Annotated in this window: 18 protein-coding genes, 1 pseudogene and 1 riboswitch; of the genes and pseudogenes, 8 read left to right on the forward strand and 11 right to left on the reverse strand. The window is 38.7% G+C overall.

Annotated features, from left to right (window positions below; genetic code table 11):
* The first annotated feature begins 186 nt into the window (after positions 1-186).
* On the forward strand, positions 187-816 hold the full coding sequence (locus CFPU101_RS17655) for a precorrin-8X methylmutase (RefSeq protein ID WP_206816653.1): 630 nt from the start codon (positions 187-189) through the stop codon (positions 814-816).
* An 85-nt stretch (positions 817-901) separates the two neighbouring features.
* On the opposite strand, the gene thiC is transcribed toward CFPU101_RS17655, so the two are convergent.
* The 3 genes from thiC to CFPU101_RS17670 all read right to left on the reverse strand — a co-directional run bounded on the left by thiC (position 902) and on the right by CFPU101_RS17670 (position 3,463).
* A complete protein-coding gene (gene thiC, locus CFPU101_RS17660) occupies positions 902-2,281 on the reverse strand; it encodes a phosphomethylpyrimidine synthase (RefSeq protein WP_206816654.1) in 1,380 nt (459 codons plus the stop codon).
* A 7-nt stretch (positions 2,282-2,288) separates the two neighbouring features.
* A riboswitch (TPP riboswitch) is annotated at positions 2,289-2,384 on the reverse strand.
* Positions 2,385-2,580: 196 nt separating this feature from the next.
* Positions 2,581-2,775 carry a hypothetical protein gene (locus CFPU101_RS17665; protein ID WP_206816655.1) on the reverse strand — a complete coding sequence of 65 codons (195 nt, stop codon included), beginning with the start codon at positions 2,773-2,775 and terminating at the stop codon, positions 2,581-2,583.
* Between the two features lie 154 nt (positions 2,776-2,929).
* On the reverse strand, positions 2,930-3,463 hold the full coding sequence (locus tag CFPU101_RS17670; protein ID WP_242578063.1) for an AAA family ATPase: 534 nt from the start codon (positions 3,461-3,463) through the stop codon (positions 2,930-2,932).
* Positions 3,464-3,565: 102 nt separating this feature from the next.
* Between CFPU101_RS17670 and CFPU101_RS17675 the strand changes: the two genes are divergently transcribed.
* Together CFPU101_RS17675 and CFPU101_RS17680 are read left to right on the forward strand one after the other, a co-directional pair.
* On the forward strand, positions 3,566-3,907 hold the full coding sequence (locus tag CFPU101_RS17675; protein ID WP_206816656.1) for a DUF6883 domain-containing protein: 342 nt from the start codon (positions 3,566-3,568) through the stop codon (positions 3,905-3,907).
* Complete coding sequence (locus CFPU101_RS17680) at positions 3,900-4,139, forward strand: DUF4926 domain-containing protein (RefSeq protein ID WP_206816657.1); 240 nt, start codon at positions 3,900-3,902, stop codon at positions 4,137-4,139. The genes CFPU101_RS17675 and CFPU101_RS17680 overlap by 8 nt, the downstream gene beginning before the upstream one ends.
* 42 nt (positions 4,140-4,181) lie before the next feature.
* On the opposite strand, the gene CFPU101_RS17685 is transcribed toward CFPU101_RS17680, so the two are convergent.
* From CFPU101_RS17685 to CFPU101_RS17700, 4 genes are all read right to left on the reverse strand, one after another.
* Entirely contained in the window at positions 4,182-4,775 is a 594-nt protein-coding gene (locus tag CFPU101_RS17685; protein ID WP_206816658.1) for a hypothetical protein, read from the reverse strand.
* 374 nt (positions 4,776-5,149) lie between these two features.
* A complete protein-coding gene (locus tag CFPU101_RS17690) occupies positions 5,150-5,497 on the reverse strand; it encodes a hypothetical protein (protein WP_206816659.1) in 348 nt (115 codons plus the stop codon).
* Positions 5,498-5,531: 34 nt separating this feature from the next.
* Positions 5,532-6,233: a tetratricopeptide repeat protein gene (locus tag CFPU101_RS17695; protein WP_206816660.1), complete on the reverse strand. Its 702-nt coding sequence runs from the start codon at positions 6,231-6,233 to the stop codon at positions 5,532-5,534.
* A gap of 45 nt (positions 6,234-6,278) precedes the next feature.
* Positions 6,279-6,656, reverse strand: coding sequence for a hypothetical protein (locus CFPU101_RS17700; protein WP_206816661.1), 378 nt, complete (start codon positions 6,654-6,656; stop codon positions 6,279-6,281).
* 117 nt (positions 6,657-6,773) lie between these two features.
* Here CFPU101_RS17700 and CFPU101_RS26325 point away from each other — a divergent pair.
* Both CFPU101_RS26325 and CFPU101_RS17710 read left to right on the forward strand, forming a co-directional pair.
* Positions 6,774-7,658, forward strand: a pseudogene (locus CFPU101_RS26325) (IS982 family transposase).
* A 164-nt stretch (positions 7,659-7,822) separates the two neighbouring features.
* The gene (locus tag CFPU101_RS17710) at positions 7,823-8,452 is read left to right on the forward strand and encodes an NAD(P)H-dependent oxidoreductase (RefSeq protein WP_206816662.1); all 630 of its coding nucleotides are present in this window, start codon (positions 7,823-7,825) and stop codon (positions 8,450-8,452) included.
* A gap of 32 nt (positions 8,453-8,484) precedes the next feature.
* Here the strand turns inward: CFPU101_RS17710 and CFPU101_RS17715 are convergent, their stop codons facing one another.
* Complete coding sequence (locus CFPU101_RS17715; RefSeq protein ID WP_206816663.1) at positions 8,485-8,832, reverse strand: hypothetical protein; 348 nt, start codon at positions 8,830-8,832, stop codon at positions 8,485-8,487.
* 130 nt (positions 8,833-8,962) lie between these two features.
* Between CFPU101_RS17715 and kefC the strand changes: the two genes are divergently transcribed.
* Positions 8,963-10,879, forward strand: a complete 1,917-nt coding sequence (gene kefC / locus CFPU101_RS17720) for a glutathione-regulated potassium-efflux system protein KefC (RefSeq protein ID WP_206816664.1) — start codon at positions 8,963-8,965, stop codon at positions 10,877-10,879.
* On the opposite strand, the gene CFPU101_RS17725 is transcribed toward kefC, so the two are convergent.
* Positions 10,863-12,521, reverse strand: coding sequence for an ATP-binding protein (locus CFPU101_RS17725; protein WP_206816665.1), 1,659 nt, complete (start codon positions 12,519-12,521; stop codon positions 10,863-10,865). The two genes, kefC and CFPU101_RS17725, sit on opposite strands and share 17 nt — an antisense overlap.
* A 548-nt stretch (positions 12,522-13,069) precedes the next feature.
* Between CFPU101_RS17725 and CFPU101_RS17730 the strand changes: the two genes are divergently transcribed.
* Entirely contained in the window at positions 13,070-13,870 is an 801-nt protein-coding gene (locus tag CFPU101_RS17730; RefSeq protein WP_206816666.1) for an SDR family oxidoreductase, read from the forward strand.
* A gap of 183 nt (positions 13,871-14,053) precedes the next feature.
* Positions 14,054-14,164, forward strand: coding sequence for an NAD synthetase (locus CFPU101_RS17735; protein ID WP_206816667.1), 111 nt, complete (start codon positions 14,054-14,056; stop codon positions 14,162-14,164).
* A gap of 10 nt (positions 14,165-14,174) precedes the next feature.
* On the opposite strand, the gene CFPU101_RS17740 is transcribed toward CFPU101_RS17735, so the two are convergent.
* Together CFPU101_RS17740 and CFPU101_RS17745 are read right to left on the reverse strand one after the other, a co-directional pair.
* On the reverse strand, positions 14,175-18,119 hold the full coding sequence (locus CFPU101_RS17740; protein ID WP_206816668.1) for a PAS domain-containing protein: 3,945 nt from the start codon (positions 18,117-18,119) through the stop codon (positions 14,175-14,177).
* 358 nt (positions 18,120-18,477) lie between these two features.
* Positions 18,478-19,155, reverse strand: coding sequence for a uracil-DNA glycosylase family protein (locus CFPU101_RS17745; protein ID WP_206816669.1), 678 nt, complete (start codon positions 19,153-19,155; stop codon positions 18,478-18,480).
* Positions 19,156-19,353: the final 198 nt, after the last annotated feature.

The following is a 19,353-nucleotide window of genomic DNA, read 5'->3' on the forward strand; positions in this document are numbered from 1 at the left end:
TTTTGTCCTCATTTCTTTGATGAGTTTAACCTATCTGTAGCCTATTTTTCAATAATTGGTATAACTCGATACTTGTCATATTTCTTTACAATATGGAGTATGGATTTGGCTTCCTTCTATAAAAACGAAATCAGCTTTCGACGTAATAGGATATAAACAAGCTAAAACAAAACTTTTTAACAATTTATGGAATGGCACATCACTGATGTTCAAAATTTAACTGTAATTGAGCAAGAAATTGAAAATAATGAGCTTAAACCCGCTATTATTGAAATTGTGCGCCGTATTATCCTAGAAACGGCTGATTTTGAATATCAAAACTTAATGCAATTTTCCGAACGTGCCTTAAATGATGGGGCGGCGGCAATAGCGGCCAGAAGTACGATTATTGTTGATACACCGATGGTACAAGTGGGGATAGCATCTAATTTACAGCATACTTTTGCTAATCCTGTATATTGTGCGATCGAAACCATTACCCGACCTCAAAAAGATAAAACAAAAGCTGAATGGGGCATTATTACCCTAGCTAAACGATATCCTGAAGCGATTTTTGTTATTGGACAATCCTTAACAGCCCTTACTGGATTAATTGAATTAATCGAAGAACAAGAAGTTAAACCCGCTTTGATTATTGGAACACCTGCGGCATTTATTGAAGCTGATATCGCTAAAGAACGGCTTAAAGATACAGATATTCCTTATATTACGATTAGTGGACGCAAAGGGGGCGCAATGGTCGCTGTAGCTATCGTCAATGCTCTAGTTGATTTAACTTGGCAAGCTTATGGACAAAATTCTCATGCTCAAGAATAAATTGAGAGTTTTTGGCTTAGAAACCAAGCCCCTACATTAATTAAATTTGTAGGGGTTTGGTCTCCAAACCCTTATGATTTGTTCGTTAAACCTGTGCGGTTTCCTTCTCTTTTGAAGCTAGGAATTTTTCTAACTCCGTCAACGCATCCGCATCCACTTTCGTTTGCATCGGACAGAATTTCGGCCCACACATCGAACAGAATTCCGCAGTTTTATAAATATCTGCGGGTAAGGTTTCATCATGATATTCTTTAGCACGTTCGGGGTCTAAAGATAACTCAAACTGACGATTCCAATCGAAATTATAACGAGCGTGGGACAGTTCATCATCTCTGTCTCTTGCATTTGGACGATGACGCGCAATATCAGCCGCATGAGCCGCAATTTTATAGGCAATTAAGCCATTACGGACATCTTCAGCATTCGGTAAGCCTAGATGTTCTTTGGGTGTTACATAACATAACATGGCGGCACCACTCCAACCCGCGATCGCTGCCCCAATTGCTGAGGTAATATGGTCGTATCCTGGCGCAATATCGGTCACCAAGGGGCCAAGTACATAGAAAGGAGCTTCGTCACATTCTTCCATTTGTTTCTTGACATTAAAGTCAATTTGATCCATAGGAACATGACCAGGCCCTTCAACCATTACTTGTACATCGTGTTCCCAAGCACGGCGCGTTAGTTGGCCAAGGGTTTTTAGTTCTGCGAGTTGTGCTTCATCCGTCGCATCGTGAGTACAACCAGGACGTAGTGAATCACCTAAACTAAAAGAAACGTCATATTTCTTAAAGATTTCGATAATGTGGTCAAAGTGTGTATAGAGGGGGTTTTGTTTGTGGTGATGCAACATCCATTTTGCTAAAATCCCACCACCGCGAGATACAATCCCTGTAATCCGATTTCTCACTAGGGGTAAATGTTCGATTAAAATACCTGCGTGAATCGTCATATAATCGACACCTTGCTGGGCGTGTTTTTCGATGATGTGAAGAAAATCATCGGGGGTAAGTTTTTCTACATTACCATGCACACTTTCTAACGCTTGGTAAATGGGAACCGTACCGATAGGCACACTAGACGCATTAATAATAGCTGTGCGGATTTCATCTAAGTTACCACCACCTGTCGATAAATCCATCACCGTATCTGCACCGTATTTAATCGATAGATGGAGTTTATCGATTTCTTCTTGCATATTAGAAGAATTGGGCGATGCTCCCAGATTAGCATTAACCTTACACTTAGAAGCAATCCCAATACACATCGGTTCTAGATTGACGTGATTGATATTTGCAGGAATAATCAGTCTTCCTCGTGCAATTTCTGCTTTAATCAAATCTACTGGAAGATTTTCGCGTTTGGCGACATATTCCATTTCTTCGGTAATGATTCCTTGACGTGCGTAGTGCATTTGCGATACATTATCTTGACCACGCCGTTTAGCAATCCATTGAGATCTCATATTTGTTATCCTCTATAAACAGCTTCCCTACGCTGGTATTAGCCAGTCTCAGGTTCTAAGGGTATTTCTCAGCCTGTCTATTCAGGCACCCCTAGCTATGTCTGGATTGTATCATTAAGTAAGAGGGTAGTTTGATTTTGCACAGAATGTCATAAGATTTGGTATATTGCCTAGAATCGGTGAACAAGACTAGCAAATCTAGAAAAATTTATCTTTTAAGTATAAGATTTTTTGCGCCTTACTGAATATATTCATATCAAAGTCTCGCGTCAAGATTTCCAGATCTAGAACCCAAAGACTCAATCTTTAACCTCCGTATTTTCCTCATCTAATGCTTGTCTATAATCTTGAATATACTGCTGAACTGTCTCAAAATCTGGATTATCTTTAAATACTCCTGCAAACTTCATCCAAGGCTTTTCGAGTTGTTGTGATTGAGGAATTTCGATTTTTAAGGGGATAACTTCTATATTTTCTAAATGGGAAGCAACCATTTTTTTAGGCTTTCTATTGCCTGTTTATCAGTTGATGCTTCAACACGACAATTAGGTAATTCAAATACAGACGCTATGATTTTTCCTGTATCAGTTCGTTCTAGTAAAATATGTAAGGTAAATGATTCGCCATCTCCCAAGAACGAGGTGAGGGCTAAGAGGACTGTTGCGGGTCGAATTGGTGTAATAATGGAGTTCGATAAGCCAAAAAAGCGACGATTTGCTCATCAATTTTTCCATTGAACGCATACATTTTAAAACTATCAAAGTCAGGTTCTACAGATAGATGCAAAAAACGATTAGCTAAAGGTGCAGGCATTTCAAACACCGATGTACGGTCTTCTTTACGGTTTCCTGCGGTCCAAATGAACCAATTTTCAGGTACTTGATAACTGCCGACATCTCGATCTAAAATTAGCTGTTGGGCGACTCCTGGCATGACTGGGGGTGCCATATTTAATTCATTTAGAAATAAAATCCCTTTTCCTTTGCGGGGGAGAAATTCGGGAGGATACCAAGTAGAAATACCTTTTTGGGTATCATTTTCATCGGGAACCGCGACAGGTAAACCGCTTAAGTCAGTGGGTGCAAGTTGACTGAGACGCACATCAATAAAATCTAGGTTATTTTCTCTAGCAACTTGGGAAACGATACTAGATTTACCAATTCCAGGCGCTCCCCAAATCATCGTACTAAGTAAGATAAAGTTGATGGGTAATTAGGCTGTTTAAGTAGGTTTTCAGGGCAGAGGGAGTCATTTACAGGTAATAGAATAAAAAATAAGTCAAGTATGAAGATTCCTAATAGTGCCATTATTCCCGATGCTAAAATAACTAAATATCTGTTGGTATATCAAAAACAAGACGATAAATCTAAATTTCTAGCTCAAGGTGGCTTTACCCAAGATAACCCAGAACAATTAAAACTAGCCATCCGATATTTAGCTGATAATAACAGAGCGATAGAGGACATAAAGAATGAATATGGAACGTTTTATCGTGTAGAAGGAGAATTGATTAGCATTGCAGGACAAAACTTGTTAGTGATTACTATTTGGCTGCATCGGAAAATAGATAATCAATTTCAATTTATTACACTTAAACCAAAAAAGGAGAAGAAAATAAATGCTTGATTTATATCAAAAAGTCTCTTTAAATCGTGATTTTCCCGAGTATAACTTAGTCAAAGGTGATATAGCCACTGTGATTGATCTCGTCCCTCACCCCGAACAAGGTGAAGATGGATATGTTTTAGAGATTTTTAACGCTGTTGGCGAATCGATTAACGTTATTATTGTCCCTATGTCTGCCGTTGAAACTTTAAAAGATGATGAGATTTTATCAGTTCGTTTGCTTACAAATTAAGATATTTACTTTTATGCGTTAAATTATAAAGATTGACAAAAATTATTTAATGTGAAAGTGATAGAAGGCGATTCGATGTCTAACTTTAGCATCCGTATCTTGAGCCAGTATTTTAATGATTCTTTTAGGGGTTTTGGGATGAGATGCAACCCGACATCGTACTTGTACATCTTGATCGCTTGCTAGGTATTCTAGAAGATTTTCAGAGGTATTGCGATGGGATGCAACATTAGAGCGTACCTGTGCATCTGGATCTTTAGCTAAAATTTCTAAAAAGATTAAAGGTGTATTTTGATCTTTTGCTAATTCTATTCGATCTTTATGTCTGGCGGCTCCTTCTAAAATAAACTCTGATATTTGTTTAAGTTTGAGCAGTTTTTTGAGAATAACGATATTGATTTCTGAGATTAGATTAGGATTTTCTAAGAGTAAAAGATCAAACATTGGATTATCTAACAAGACTTGAGGAAATTTAGCCCCCAACTTAAGTAATAATTTTGATGGTGTGCTAGGATTTGTTGCTACAGCTTTTAGAATTTCTTGATCTTGAGCATACAAAGTTGCTAATTTCTGTAAACGTTCAGGAGAGGTTTTTATAGACACTGCTTCTTGTTGAGGAGTTAATACAGGTTTCATCGGTCTTGTCGTCTTAATAATTTTTGTCGTGCTGATTAGAATAAAATCTAGCTAATTCGATTTAAAGCAAAATCACGGATAACTTGAGGATATCAATCTATTAGCTAACGTCAGTTCGGGATAAGCGTTCAATAAGCACCGACCCTTTAGGGTTTGTGCTATCAATTGCGTTGACCGCCGACGCGGTCACCACGCAATGAGATTGACCCTAGCCTGCGTCAGTAGGCTTGGTAATCGTAGCCCCATTCAGTCTGCAGGCTAAGTGTTATCCCGAACTCAGCTTAACTGACATCTTACCGCCTAAAATGAAATCTATGGCATTTTTTCTATTAGTAATTAATTGCTTAACGATTCTCTCAATTCAGGGCAGAAGCTCAAAATTTAAGTGGCATTTCTTGGTCAGGTGATATTGGAACAGCATCATCAAACGCTTCGGTATTGCCAGGGGATTCTCGGCTTTGAGTTCCTCTTTGTTGAATATTTAAATTATGTTCTAGTTTTCTCTCTTCTTGTTGTTGAATTTGTTCGATATTTTGCTCTTGCTGCGGTTGAGTTTCTAATTGCTGACTTTCTTGAGCGTTTTGTGGCTTATCCTGCTCGACCAACTCTTGAGTATTTTCGCCACGATTCTGCGCTGCAATATCACGGAATCGACTATCAAAAGTTAAAATAGATAAGGTGAGCAGAGTTAAGGTGATTAAAAAATAGACAATTTTGTTCATGATGATTTCTCTCATTTAAAAATGGCAGTAATGTTTACCGAAGTTGAGCCAGATTATCTTGAATCTGTGACTCTAAAACAGTATCATTAATTTCTCGGCTCAAGGGGAGTGCTTGCTCGAAAATATTCTTCGCTTGAGCCATCTGTCCAAGAGCTTGATAGATTAACCCTATCGAGTTTAAGGTATTAGCTTCTTTGAGAATATCTCCAACTTCTTGATAGATTGCTAGAGATTTTTGGTAGTGAGCTAAGGAAGTTTGTAAGTCTTTTTTGCTTTGATGGACTAAAGCCATGCTATTAAGGGTAGCCGCCTCACCAAGTCGATTTTGAACGGAGCTATAGGCGATTAAGGCTTGATTGTAGGTGTTTAACGCCATTTGTTTCTCTCCCTGGGCTTGATAAACATCTCCCAAGTCACTTAAAGCTTGAGCTTGACCTAATGGCTGTTGTAAATCTTGGAAGATATCCGCAGCACGAGTTAAAGTATTAATTGCATCTGTATAGTTGCCTTGAGAATAATGAATCCGTCCAATCTGGGTTAAGGCGATTGCTTGTTCTTGAATATTATTATTGTTTTCGGCTTGAACAAGAGCTTGTTGAGCTTGGAGTAATCGGCTAGCCTGACTTGAAGTAATATTAGCTGACTGAGCGAAAACAATGATTGATGTTTTGAAGGTGAAAACTACTGTCAAACTAAACCAGATCAGATAAACAAACAGATTTTTTATTTTTATCATAATTGACGTAAACACAAACGATTGAATAATTTGAAGTAGTTAAGATTAACGACCTGAATTTCCTTGAATCATAAATTCAAGCTGTTCTTGTACTTCCTGTATATAGTTTTTGTGAGTGGCTACACCATATTGATCGCTTAATAAACAACCCGCTACGGCAGCTTGAACAACTTTTTGAGCGTTTATATTTCCCGAGCCAAATTCGGATTCAAAAACTCCATAACCAGGAATTCCCTGCTTTTCTAAATAGCCTTGGTAAGCCATGCTAGCTAAAGTTTCTGGTGCAATATAGGGCTGAGGTTCTCTGATGCACTTAGACGGGTTAGCTTCAGAGGTAGCTTGGGCGTTAGCTAATTGAGGAATAAAAACGGTTGTTACTATCGAGAAAAAAGTAATAAAACTTAAAGAAATAAAATTTTTCATTGCTTTTGCAGTTAGACTAAAAAAAACTCGATTTAGACTTAAAATATTATATTAACGTCAGTTCGGGATCAGGAAATCAAGAAAAGGCGGGAGCATTTTAAGCTTAAAGAAATTGGAATTAATCAGCACCCCCACCTATATCTAGTAAAGACAGCATTATTTTGTCATGTAGATGATTTCTGTCAAAAATTTGAACCCAAATGGCACTCAGAAGTCCTATCAGCCCAAGTAAAAAGCCGTAAACGAGCTAAAAAATTGATTTTGAGCGAAATTATGACCATTCTAATCGCCTTCCATCAAAATCATTACCAAAATTTTAAACACTACTACCTCGATTACGTCTGCGTCTAAAAAGCGAGGAGCCTTCCCGCAACTGCCTAGTTATCAAAGATTTGTCGAATGGATGCCCTCGACGTTGCTACCTCGCTCGTGTCTATCTCCAGACCTGTTTTGGCCAATGTACAGGCATCAGTTTTCGTATAGGCTACAGCACTTCTTCGTTTGTCATAATCGTCGGATTGCGAGTCATCGAGTTTTCCAAAATCTAGCCGTTTGCGGAAAGACTTCTGTTGATTGGTTCTTCGGTTTTAAGCTGCATTTGGTTGTTAATGAATTAGGAGAACTGTTAAAGGTTTACGTCACTCCAGGAAATGTCGATGATCGTCAGCCAGTACCTCATCTTCTTAGCTCTTTGTGGGGAAAAGTTTTTGCCGACAGAGGTTACATTTCTCAATTATTGACCGAGCAGTTAAGGCAAGAAAAAGGGCCTATCGTTCTTTGTCAAACCTCGAAAGAATATGAAAAATCAATTAATGCTACTTCATGATAAGCTTTTAGCTCGTCAACGCTCTATCCCTATCGACCATTATTGATCAACTCAAAAATCTTTCCCTTTCTTGACATTCTCGTCATCGTAGCCCCGTCAATTTTTGCGTTAATCTTCTTTGTGGCTTGATCGCTTATTGCCATCAACCTAAAAAGCCTTCTCTTTCTCTAGATTAGACTTTACCTTTATTTGCTTATCCCGAACTGACGTTAGTTAGGGTGGTAATAGCTATATTCTACTCAATGAAAAAGAAGGATTGATGTTTAAGGTTTGTCCGTAATCCAAAACCGATAAAAAAAGATAAGATATTCTTGCGTATTGAATGTGGATGGATAAAGTTATGGGGAGTCCAAACAGTATATTAATCTTATTTGCTCACCCTGCTCTTGAAAAGTCACGGATTAATCGACATTTGATTCGTGCTGTTCAAGGTTTAGAGGGTGTCACTGTACATGATCTTTATGAAACATATCCCGATTTTCAGATTAATGTCAAGATTGAACAAGATTTGTTATTAGCTCATGACATTATTATTTTTCATCATCCGTTTTATTGGTATAGTAGTCCCGCTATTCTAAAAGAGTGGCAAGATTTAGTATTAGAACATGGTTTCGCTTATGGACATCGGGGAACTGCGTTAAAAGGGAAAAAGTTTTTAAGTGCTATTACAACTGGTGGAGGTGAACCTGCTTATTGTCGCAAAGGATATAACTATTTTACGATTCGTGAACTTCTTGCACCCTTTGAACAGACTGCACATCTATGTGGAATGGAATATATACCGCCTTTTGTGGTTTATGGAACCCATCAACTTCAAAAAAACAACGAATTTGATAAATATGCAGTAGACTATCGTAATGTATTGATGGCACTGCGAGATAATAACATTGATTGGGAGAGCCTAAAAGCTTTTTATTATTTTAATCAAAACTTAGAACAAGTGATTAAGATACCAACACATCAATCATAATCAGTAACAGGGTGGCTACTCATTAATGTAATTCAAGGATTTGGGAAAAATACAACCTTTGTGACAATTCCTAATAAACCTGTAACCAAAATCCCAACAATGCTTAAAAAGCCAAGTGTGATAGTATTTAGACGTGCGTTAACTCCATCAATACGTTTATTAGTATCATCAAAGCGTTTGTTAGTTTCGTCAAAACGTTGATCGGTTCTTTTATCCATTTGTGCGATTGTATTATTAATCGCTTTTAGCTGTTCATCAGTACGAACGATATGTATGTCCAGTTTTTTGTCTACCCCGTCTATTTTTCGCTCTAACTCATTAAACCGACTGTTGATTAGATCTTTGAGTTCTCTTAAATCGTTTTCTGTTACGGTAGACATTTTTGATAAACTCCAAGAGAGTTAAAGATTTTTCTAGTCTAAAAGGAGTTTGCACCTTTAGGAGATTACTACTTATATCATGGGGCTAAACCCATTTGTTTATTCATAACTGTTGTAGAGTGACCCATTTATGCACAGTGAAGATTTTTTCTTTCAAGCGTTTATTTATCTCGTTGCTGCTGTTGTCTCGGTTCCACTGGCTCAAAAATTAGGTCTTGGTTCAGTTTTAGGATATCTCATTGCTGGAGTTATTATCGGGCCCTTTGGGTTCGGTTTTGTGGGACAAGAAAAAAGCGATGATGTGATGCACTTCGCCGAATTTGGTGTCGTGATGATGCTCTTTTTAGTTGGTTTGGAACTGCAACCCTCTTTATTATGGCGGTTACGGATGCCTATTTTGGGTTTGGGGGGTTTACAGGTTAGTGTAACAACAATTTTAGTGGCGATTTTAGGGTTAGTTTTTGGACTATCTTGGCCAATGGCTTTAGCAGTCGGTATGATTTTATCAATGTCCTCAACTGCGATCGCACTTTCTACCCTCAAAGAAAAAGGACTGATGAAAACCGAAGCGGGACAATCTGCTTTTTCTGTCTTATTATTCCAAGATATCGCCGTTATTCCGATTTTAGCCTTAATGCCCTTGCTGGCGATGAAAAATCCTGTTTCTCACGCTGCTAATGGTCTAATTTTTGTGGCTGCGACTGAAAAGAGTACAAGTTTACCACCTTTATTACAAGCATTACTGGTTATTGGTGTAGTCGGTGGTATTGTTGTCGGGGGACGTTTTCTGATGCGTCCAGTGTTTCGTATCATTGCCACAACACGTTTACAAGAAATTTTCACGGCAACTGCTTTATTACTCGTCATTGGTATTGCCCTAGCGATGCAACAGGTGGGACTATCGCCAGCACTGGGAACCTTTGTCGCGGGTGTGGTATTAGCCGATAATGAATACCGTCACGAATTAGAAGGCGATATCGAACCGTTTAAAGGATTATTATTAGGTCTATTCTTCATTTCTGTAGGGGCTAGTATTAACTTTAATTTGTTCTTCAGTCAGCCTTTATTGATTCTAGGGCTGGTGATTGGGCTTACTTTAGTCAAATTTGTCGTTTTATTTGGATTAGGGCGATTATTCAAAATAGAACTCAGTCAGAATTTAATTTTTGCCTTTTTTCTCGCTCAGGGTGGTGAGTTTGCTTTTGTTCTGTTTTCCTTTGCCACACAGAATAATGTTCTAACCTCGAATGTTGCAGGGCCTTTAGTTGCAGTCGTCGCCTTTTCGATGATTGTTACACCGCTACTTGCACTGATTAATGATAAATTTGTACAGCCACTTTTGACTCGTGCCACACCTGAACGAGAAGCCGATGAAATCGATGAAACCGAAAATCCAGTCATTATCGTGGGTTTTGGGCGTTTTGGGCAAATTGTTGGACGTTTATTGACGGCTAATGGCTTTAAAATTACTGTTTTAGAGCATAATGCGACTCAGATTGAATTATTACGGCGTTTTGGCTGGAAAGTCTTTTATGGTGATGCGTCTCGTCTTGACTTACTTCGTGCTGCGGGTGCCGAACAAGCTAAATTAATTGTAATTGCGATCGATGATCGTGAAAAAATCCTTCAAACGATCGAACTTGTTCATAAACATTTCCCCCATCTTAAAATACTAGCCCGCGCTATCGACCGTCGTCACGCCTACGAATTGATCCGACATGGTGTCGATGTCATCGAACGCGAAACCTTTGCCTCATCTTTAGATATGGGAGTAGAAGCCCTAAAATTATTAGGTGTCCGTTCTTATAAAGCTTATCGTACTGCTCGTATGTTTAAAGAACATGACATCGAAGCACTCTACGAAGTGGCGCAATTAGAAGGAGATGAAGCGCAAATAATCGCCCGTTCTCGACAATTATCGCAAGACTTAGAACAATTATTGCGTACTGATGACCGAGAATTAAAACAAGATATTGACCGCGCTTGGGATATTACAGAACTCAGAGAAGAAATTAATGAGCAGAATAACATTAAGCAGGCCAAGTAAAATGAATTGTTGTTCCCTTTCCTTCTTGGGACTCTATGGTAATTGTTCCTTTTTCGCCATCAACAATTTTTTTGACTAAGGCTAAACCAATTCCAGTATTATGACTACTATGGGGTTGAAGGGTTTGAAATAAGCCAAAGATTTTTTCATGAAATTGAGGATCAATACCAGGCCCATCATCAGCCACAGAAAATTTATAGAAATTACCTTCTTGTTGAGCCGTTATTTTAATGGTTCCCGTTTCGCCATCGTGATGTTTAATCGCATTACTGATCAAATTAGTAAACACTTGTTGTAATAAAAGTTTTACGGTACAAAACATTGGCATCGATGAATCTATTTCGATGGTGAAATGGTCTTCTGGAGCTAAATTATCAATGACATCTTTGAGCACTTGTTCTACATCTACCATTTCTGAACTCATTTGCGCTCGTCCGACTCGATAATATTGCAAAAGACCATCAATCAAATTATCCATACGGTAAACTCGTCCTTGGAGCAATTCGAGATGTGATTGCGTTTCTTCCGATAGTTGTCCTTGTAGATCATCAAGAAGCCATTGTGCTATATTTGCGATCGCTCTTAAAGGGGATTTTAGATCATGAGAAGCCGCATAGACAAATTGATCGAGTTCTTTATTGCGCTTTTCTAATAAAATATTGCTTTGGGTTAAAGCCGTCGTCAAATAAGTCAATTCATCCGCATGAGTTCTTAAAGCGGTTTCTGCTTGTTTAGCTTCGGTAATATCGAGCAAAAGACCGCGTAATTTTAGTATGGTTCCCTCCTCATCTCGGACTAAATAAGCTTTGTCACGTAGCCAAACGACTTGATCATTAGCACTCATACATCGATATTGAATTTCATGATCAAGACCTTGTTTAATTTGCTGCCGACGATACTGTAATATTTCTTCTCGTTCATCGGGATGAATCAAATTAACCCAAAAATCTGGTTTTGAAAGCCATTGCTCTGATGAATAGCCTAACAACATTTGAGAGCTTTGACTAACAAACGAAAATTGTAACGTTTTTGCGTTTGCTTCCCAAAAAATCGCATGATCTAAACCATTCACTAAATCTTTAAATCTTTGTTCTGCTGCTTCTGCTACTTCCCGCGCTGACTGTTCTCGCTCAAGTAAATCATCTTTTTGCTGGTTGGCTGCTTCTAGTTGAGCCGTCCGTTTTTTGACCCTAAGTTCTAATTGAGCATTGAGTTGGACAATTTGAGCCGCTTGTTGTTTAATTTGGTCTGTTTTCTTGTAGAGTTCCACAAAAACGGCGACTTTTGAGAGTAATATTTCTGGATCTAATGGTTTGACTAAATAATCTACAGCACCTAGAGCATAACCTTTAAACGCTTGTTGTTCGTTGCGACTGTAAGCGGTGAGAAATATAATCGGAACATCACGCGATCGTTCTCTAGAACGAATGAGGGTTGCTGTCTCAAAACCGTCCATCTCAGGCATCTTTACATCTAGCAAAATTACTGCAAAATCTTGTTTGAGTAAACATCTTAGTGCGTCTCTTCCCGAAGTCGCTCTGACTAGATTTTGTTCAAGACGATTTAAAATCGCTTCTAGTGCTAATAAGTTGTTGGGGTTATCGTCAACTAAAAGAATGTTAACTTTAGATTCTGGTTGCATAGGATTTTAGATCATAAAGTACGTTTTTGAATACAGATTCAGCATGATCCGCGCTTATTAAATTAGACTCACAAAAATTATTAAAGACATCAAAGCAAAAGATATCTTTAACAACTTAGCATGAATAGAATTCCATCTATAGGATACTAATAACTACACACCTTAGATATAAATTTAGTATTAAATAGGTATACATTTAGACAGAAATTATTTTGAATTGTGTTTCCCTAAAAGTTATATAAAGTTAATTAAGCCTTGTGGACGACAAGCTTCAAGGTTTAAGGACAAAGATTTCGCTTTCCCTTAAGTCAATCTACAAAGAGCTTTAGTAAAAATAAAAATATGAGATTTTTGATTTAAAAAATAAAAGTATCATCAAAATTGAAATCAATATTTAATGAATCCTCTATCTAAGTAATTAGACTGAATCAAAACATCAAAGAAATAACCTCAAATAAATTGCTGAGATACATCCAGAGAAAGACCCAGTGACAGTACAGACTCTTTTAGGATGATAAGGGTTCAAAGCATATATAGGATAAATAGTAATGAACAGTTCATTTACGCGCCCTCTAGCCGTTGTTACGGGTGCTTCCAATGGTATTGGCTATGAACTCGCCCGACAGTTTGCTCAACATGGTTTTGATCTTTTAGTAACAGCCACAGGTTCTAGTATAAATGATGCGGCTCAAGCTTTTGAGCAATTAGGTGCAAAAGTCCAGACTGTAGAAGCGGATCTGGCTACTTATGATGGTGTTGAAAAACTGTATGATCAAATTAAGGCAATAGGTCAACCTGTAGAAGCGATCGCCATTAATGCAGGTGTTGGCGTTGGTGGTAATTTTACCCACGAAACAGACTTAAAAGATGAACTCAATTTAATTAATCTCAATGTCGTTTCAACCGTTCATCTAGCCAAACGTGTGGTTAAAGATATGGTTGAACGCGGTTATGGACGTATTTTGTTTACTTCTTCCATTGCTGCTTTGATGCCAGGGCCATTTGAAGCGGTTTATGCAGCATCTAAATCTTTTATACAATCTTTTTCTGAAGCTTTGCGTAATGAATTAAAAGATAAGGGTGTCACTGTTACTGCACTATTGCCAGGGCCGACGGATACTAACTTTTTTCACCGTGCGGAAATGGATGACACGAAAGCGGGTTCAAGCAAGAAAGATGATCCAGCAGAGGTGGCAAAACAGGGCTTTGAAGCTCTAATGGCGGGTAAAGATTCTGTGATCGCAGGTTCACTGATGACCAAGATTCAGGGCGCGGTAGCTAATATTTTACCTGATACGGCTAATGCTGAACAACACCGTAAGCTGACAGAGCCAGGTTCTGGGAAGTAATTTTATAGATAAAGAAGTAGTGCAAAAGATGGGAAATTGACCTCACCCCGCCTTCGGCACCCCTTTCCTACAGGAGAGGGGAAGGGGGAGAGGTTAAAAAATATTATTAAATCGAATGCGATATGAGATCATAATCAATGAAATCATATCGTTTTCCATAGAGGAAAAGAGATTTAAACAACAATGGACAACACTTTAATGGATTGGGTTTTAGGGGGTGTGGCTTTGGTCATCGTTCTCAGTGGGTTGTTGATGTTGTTGAATGGAGTTCGAGAGATGGGGAAAAAGCCGTAAAAATCATTTATCATCTCGATTTTGGCCAAGTAAAACGGAAAGTGGTTCCTTGACCTAACTTAGATTCTAGGGTAATTTTACCGCCATGCTTCTCGACCAGTTTTTTAACGATCGCAAGACCAATTCCTGTATTATTCTTAGATTCATTACCGACGGTCTGGAAAATAGCAAACACTTTTTCATGGTGTTCGGGTGCGATACCCTTTCCGTTATCCGCTACTGTAAATTGATAAGATTTACCTAAGTCTTGGGCTGAAATAGTAACTTTTCCATCGCTGCGTCCGTGATGTTTAATCGCATTAGAAATTAAGTTAGCAAACACCTGACTTAAAGGTAGTCTGGGAGTATTCAGTATAGGAAGTTTCGGCTGTATTTCGAGGGTAAAACTCTCTGAAGGAGCCAACGAATCAATAATTTCTTCTAATAATTGAGTAGTATCTACTTTTTCGGTTGCAGCGTCGGTACGATTAATGCGCGAATAGTTCAACAAACCATCAATTAAGTTTTCCATACGAATCACTCGATCTTGAAGGAGTTGCATTTGCTGTTGATTTTCGGGCGGTAATAACTCACCTATATCATCGGCTATCCATTGTGAAAGGTTAGAAATTGCCCGCAGTGGAGCTTTGAGATCGTGTGACACAATATAAACAAACTGATCGAGTTCTTGATTACGCTCTTGTAAAATGGCTGTTGCTTCTGTTAACTCTTGATTGAGTGAAATTAAATCTTGTGTTGTTTGCTGCAAGTCTTCTTCAGTTTGTTTCCGTTCAGTAATATCAAGCACTACACCCATCATACGAATGGGCTGTCCCGTTGCATCATAAATACAGTTCCCTTTAGCAGCAAGCCAACGTAGTGTACCATCGGGCCAAATGGTACGATACTCAATATCATAGTCCTGTTGTAGTTTGATGGATCGTTCAACCGCTTCATTAGTCCGTTGACGATCGTCTGGATGAAGAGCATTGAGGAACATTTCATAGGACATCGGCGCATCAGCACTGAGTCCAAAAAGAGCCTTACACCGATCTGTCCAAGTGAGGGTATCTGTTTCAAGATCCCAATACCACATCCCCAGTCTAGCGGCTTCTAGGGCGACTCGTAAACGTTCTTCACTCTTTTGTAGAGCCTGTTCGGTTTGTTTGCGTTCGGTAAGATCGAGAGTAACCCCAATCAGTCTTAGAGGATAGCCATTATTACTATAAATCGCTCTGCCCCGCGCCATAATCCAATGCAAAGTCCCATCAGGCCAAATGTTGCGGAATTCTAAATCGAAATCAGTACGACTGATGATTGCTTCTTGAACCGCTTGCCGTACTTCTTCTTGATCATCGGGGTGAAGTAATCCTAAAAGGCGTTGATAAGATATATTGTCCTCAAAAGCCAGCCCAAAGTTGGCTTTCATTTGGCTAGAGCATTCCAAAGCATTTGTTACTAGATTAAGCTGCCAAGAACCTAGTTTACCCGTTCGTAGAGCGATTTTTAGTTTTTGTTCACTCTCTCTAATTGCTTCTTGAACTTGTTTGCGCTCCGTAATATCAAAAGAAACACCAATTAAACCGATAATATTGCCTGTTTGATCACGATAGGGTGATTTAGCCGAGAGGAAAGTCTTGATGCCCTGTGGTAATTCTACAGTTTCTTCGACAACCTGCATTTGTCCCGTTTCCATGACTTGACGATCGGTTTCAACAATAGGAGCCGCTTCCGAAGGGTTAACATAGAATTCTGCATCGGTGCTACCAATCACCTCCGATTCTGATTTACCTAGGGCGCGGAATAAGGCTGAATTCCCCATCACTAAACGACCTTGGCGATCTTTAACATAAATCATGGTAGGAGTCGCTTCATTAATGGTATTGAGTATGGCTAAACTTTGACGGAGTGCCGTTTCACTTTCACGTAAGGCTTGCTCTGCCTGTTGACGTTCCTGTTGTGCTTGTTTACGCTCGGTAATATCTTCCGCAAAACCCACTAATCGATAGGGCTGTCCGTTATTATCTTTAATCAGATAACTGCGATCGCGTATCCAACGAATTTGATCATCGGGACGCACAATTCGATATTCAATATCTATACCTTCTTGCAAACGCTCACGTGACGCACCCGCCATAACACGCTCTTGATCTTCGGGATGAATTGACTCAATTAATTCTTTAAAATTAGTATACAATTTCTCACGAGAACGTCCCCAAATGCGATCATAGGCTGGACTAACATAGAGAATCTGTTCATGAAGGGCATCGGAAAGCCAGAAAACGACCTCGATGGTTTCTGCCATTTGTCTAAATCGTTCTGTGGTTTCTATTAAAGCGGTTTCTGTTTGTTTCTGTTGTTCAATATCAACGGCGGAACCAACCCAACGCATCGGCGTGATTTGATCATCTCCCGTCAAAACAGCACGACTAATACACCAGCGATAAGATCCTGAGAAGTGTTTAATACGATGGGTCATTTCATAAGGTTGTTGTTTGGCGGCTGCTTCACTCCAGCGATTATAGGTTTCGTTAAGATCATCGGGATGAATTAAATCTTGCCAGCCTTGTTGTTGTATTTTTTCAAGATCTAATCCTGTATAGTCGATCCAAGGTTGACTCACAAAATCGATCGTGCCATCGGGTAGTGCTGTCCACAGTAAAACAGGAACATTATCTGTAAGGTTTTGTAAAAATAGTTTTTGTTCTTTGAAATTTTGTTCAGCCTGTTTTTTATCGCTAATATCGGTTGTACTGCCGACGACTCGAATCGGATTGCCGTCTTGGTCTCGCTTGGCGATGAGACCTTGATCCAAGACGTGTATATAATAACCGTCTTTGTGGCGCACTCGATACTCGGCTGTCCAACGATCATCAGTAATCCAATTAACATTTAATCGTTTTTGAATTCTTTCTTGATCGCCTGGGTGGCAAATATTAAACCACCATTCGGCACTCGGATCAATTTCTTCTGGAGAATAACCTAAGATGCGGGTTATTCCATCGGTTCTTTCGACGATATTCTTTTCTAGATCCCAATCATAAATTAAACAGTTAACAGCCGCCGCCGCTAGTTCAAAACGTTCATTTGCTGCTTTAAGACGTTGTTCATTCTCTCTTAAGGCCGATTCAACATTTCGGCGATCTGTAATATCTTGAAAATAGACGGCTAGACCTTCAGGAATGGGATAAGCATGGACTTCAAACCATCGATTTAGAGTCGGATTGAAGTCTTCAAATCTCACCGCAACTTGTTCTCGCATGGCCCGTCGCAGTTCCCGATAGACAAGCAAATTCAGTTCAGCTAGTTCTGTAAAAACGTCCCAAAGTACTTGTCCTAGAAGTTCTTCACGTGTTTTGTGTAAATGTTTTGTAGCTTGTTGATTAACGTAAATATATCGCCACTGATGGTCAAAAGCCACAAAAGCATCGCTAATACTTTCGAGAATATCGTTAACTCGGTTGTGGAAGGCTTCATTTTCTACCCGTAGTTGTTGTTCTCGTTCTTGTGCTTCTAGACGGATTTTCGATATTTTTAAATGAGCTTCTACTCGTGCGACTAATTCGCGCTCCGAAAAGGGTTGAAGCATATATTCATCTACTCCTACCTCTTGCCACTGCTGTTTAATGTCTTCTCCGACTACATCTGATAAAACGATGATCGGAAGATCTTTTGTTTTTGGGTTAGTCCGCAATTGCCGCAGTAATTCTAATTCATATAGGTTATGCGACATCAAATTAATTAAGACTAGATCGGGTGGTTGTTGCTTAATAACCGTTAATGCTTGATCCCCATTACTGACGGTTTCGATGTCATACTGGCGACTCAACAGGCGTTTGACATACAATTGAATTTCAGCATGATCATCTATCAAAAGAAGACGAGCTATTGAAAAAGTTGTAGCTGAATTAAAATACCTCCTCATTTGCAAGTCCTGATTGCTATGGCTATTCGTGGTCATAGTATTTTCATTCATCAAGACCTACCTATTGATATAGTTCATTTGACTTATGCCTATTCTACATCGTTAATTCTCATCACCTTCTAATAATTAAAATTAGGTTAAATTAAATGTATAAAAGTTAACATTTGTATCGCCTACTTTTCTGGAACGTTAACGACTACAAAAATCTTAACATAAATTTTTATATTTTTTTAAGATTTTAGTTGTTGCTCGACTTCAAACAACGTTTTCTATTTCTTGTTCCCTCTAGTTAGAGCATAGAATAGAGGGCTATGAGTAAAATATATCCGAAGAGTGATTTCTGCTTTTTGATGCGATCTCTCAAAAGATTGAGCCTATATTTAGTTAAGTTCTAATGTATTAATTTCTTTTAAAATTCAAAATCATTCAGTCTATCTTGTAACATTTTAGGGAAAAGATCATAGTACTGTTGATTTAGTGGAGAAGGATGAGGTAAAGGTAAAAGTTTAATTTCGCGTTGATGCTGCATTCCTAGTTCATCTTTAGCCGTTAACAGAACTGGTAATTTAGAACTATAACGATCGTCCTGTAAAAAGTATTTATTCACTTCTCCTTTTTTACCATAGGGAGTAAACCATTTAAAGGCTTCAGTTCCTAATGTAATGATTTGATTACCTTCCCAGTGAAACAGCAAAAATTTTTCCATAAAAGGACGAAAGCGTTCTTTAACTTGAGTAGAATAGGCTTTATTACCTGGGGGTTTGTAGGGAACTGTATTCGTCATCAGAATGCGATCGCAAACCGTCAACAAGTCTTTCTTTGTTTTATTTTTCGTCCCGTGTAAAGCATAATAAAATCCCTCTCTAACCAGAGTTCCTGCGGCACCGATTAAAGGTTGTCCCGCATATACTTCATCTCTCCCTAAATCTCGTCCAAAAAAACACAACTGACTTTTGAGATTTCCTGCATACAAAATCGGTTGAGTGGGTTCTTTTTTAGCAGACTGATAGATAGGAACATCGATCGGAAAAGGTTCGCGTTCTGCTTCAGTTTTAATCTGCTCGATTAGGGTTTCGATATCTGACATCCTTCAGACTCATATCAAGGGACGTTTTATTTTAACTTAATCGGCTCAAATCAGACAAGCCAAAACAATTATCGGTTTGTGACAAAGGTGAATTAGCTGATCCCCAAATCTATCTTAGGAGTGAAAATTGATGTAATTTTGCTATACAATAGCGATAAATAGACGTATTTTTACTATTAATCTTTTTTATTTAAACCG

The organism is Chroococcus sp. FPU101 (assembly GCF_017312365.1).
In the GTDB taxonomy this organism is placed as follows: domain Bacteria; phylum Cyanobacteriota; class Cyanobacteriia; order Cyanobacteriales; family Microcystaceae; genus Chroococcus.

Bases quoted from the DNA above. Each gene is read 5' to 3' on its own strand.
- CFPU101_RS17675 (WP_206816656.1), top strand. From the start codon at position 3,566: ATGAAGATTCCTAATAGTGCCATTATTCCCGATGCTAAAATAACTAAA.
- CFPU101_RS17730 (WP_206816666.1), top strand. From the start codon at position 13,070: ATGAACAGTTCATTTACGCGCCCTCTAGCCGTTGTTACGGGTGCTTCC.
- CFPU101_RS17695 (WP_206816660.1), bottom strand. From the start codon at position 6,233: ATGATAAAAATAAAAAATCTGTTTGTTTATCTGATCTGGTTTAGTTTG.
- CFPU101_RS17710 (WP_206816662.1), top strand. From the start codon at position 7,823: ATGGGGAGTCCAAACAGTATATTAATCTTATTTGCTCACCCTGCTCTT.
- CFPU101_RS17745 (WP_206816669.1), bottom strand. From the start codon at position 19,155: ATGTCAGATATCGAAACCCTAATCGAGCAGATTAAAACTGAAGCAGAA.
- CFPU101_RS17670 (WP_242578063.1), bottom strand. From the start codon at position 3,463: ATGATTTGGGGAGCGCCTGGAATTGGTAAATCTAGTATCGTTTCCCAA.
- CFPU101_RS17700 (WP_206816661.1), bottom strand. From the start codon at position 6,656: ATGAAAAATTTTATTTCTTTAAGTTTTATTACTTTTTTCTCGATAGTA.
- CFPU101_RS17740 (WP_206816668.1), bottom strand. From the start codon at position 18,119: ATGAATGAAAATACTATGACCACGAATAGCCATAGCAATCAGGACTTG.
- CFPU101_RS17680 (WP_206816657.1), top strand. From the start codon at position 3,900: ATGCTTGATTTATATCAAAAAGTCTCTTTAAATCGTGATTTTCCCGAG.
- CFPU101_RS17715 (WP_206816663.1), bottom strand. From the start codon at position 8,832: ATGTCTACCGTAACAGAAAACGATTTAAGAGAACTCAAAGATCTAATC.
- CFPU101_RS17725 (WP_206816665.1), bottom strand. From the start codon at position 12,521: ATGCAACCAGAATCTAAAGTTAACATTCTTTTAGTTGACGATAACCCC.
- CFPU101_RS17665 (WP_206816655.1), bottom strand. From the start codon at position 2,775: ATGGTTGCTTCCCATTTAGAAAATATAGAAGTTATCCCCTTAAAAATC.
- CFPU101_RS17685 (WP_206816658.1), bottom strand. From the start codon at position 4,775: ATGAAACCTGTATTAACTCCTCAACAAGAAGCAGTGTCTATAAAAACC.
- thiC (WP_206816654.1), bottom strand. From the start codon at position 2,281: ATGAGATCTCAATGGATTGCTAAACGGCGTGGTCAAGATAATGTATCG.
- CFPU101_RS17655 (WP_206816653.1), top strand. From the start codon at position 187: ATGGAATGGCACATCACTGATGTTCAAAATTTAACTGTAATTGAGCAA.
- CFPU101_RS17735 (WP_206816667.1), top strand. From the start codon at position 14,054: ATGGACAACACTTTAATGGATTGGGTTTTAGGGGGTGTGGCTTTGGTC.
- kefC (WP_206816664.1), top strand. From the start codon at position 8,963: ATGCACAGTGAAGATTTTTTCTTTCAAGCGTTTATTTATCTCGTTGCT.
- CFPU101_RS17690 (WP_206816659.1), bottom strand. From the start codon at position 5,497: ATGAACAAAATTGTCTATTTTTTAATCACCTTAACTCTGCTCACCTTA.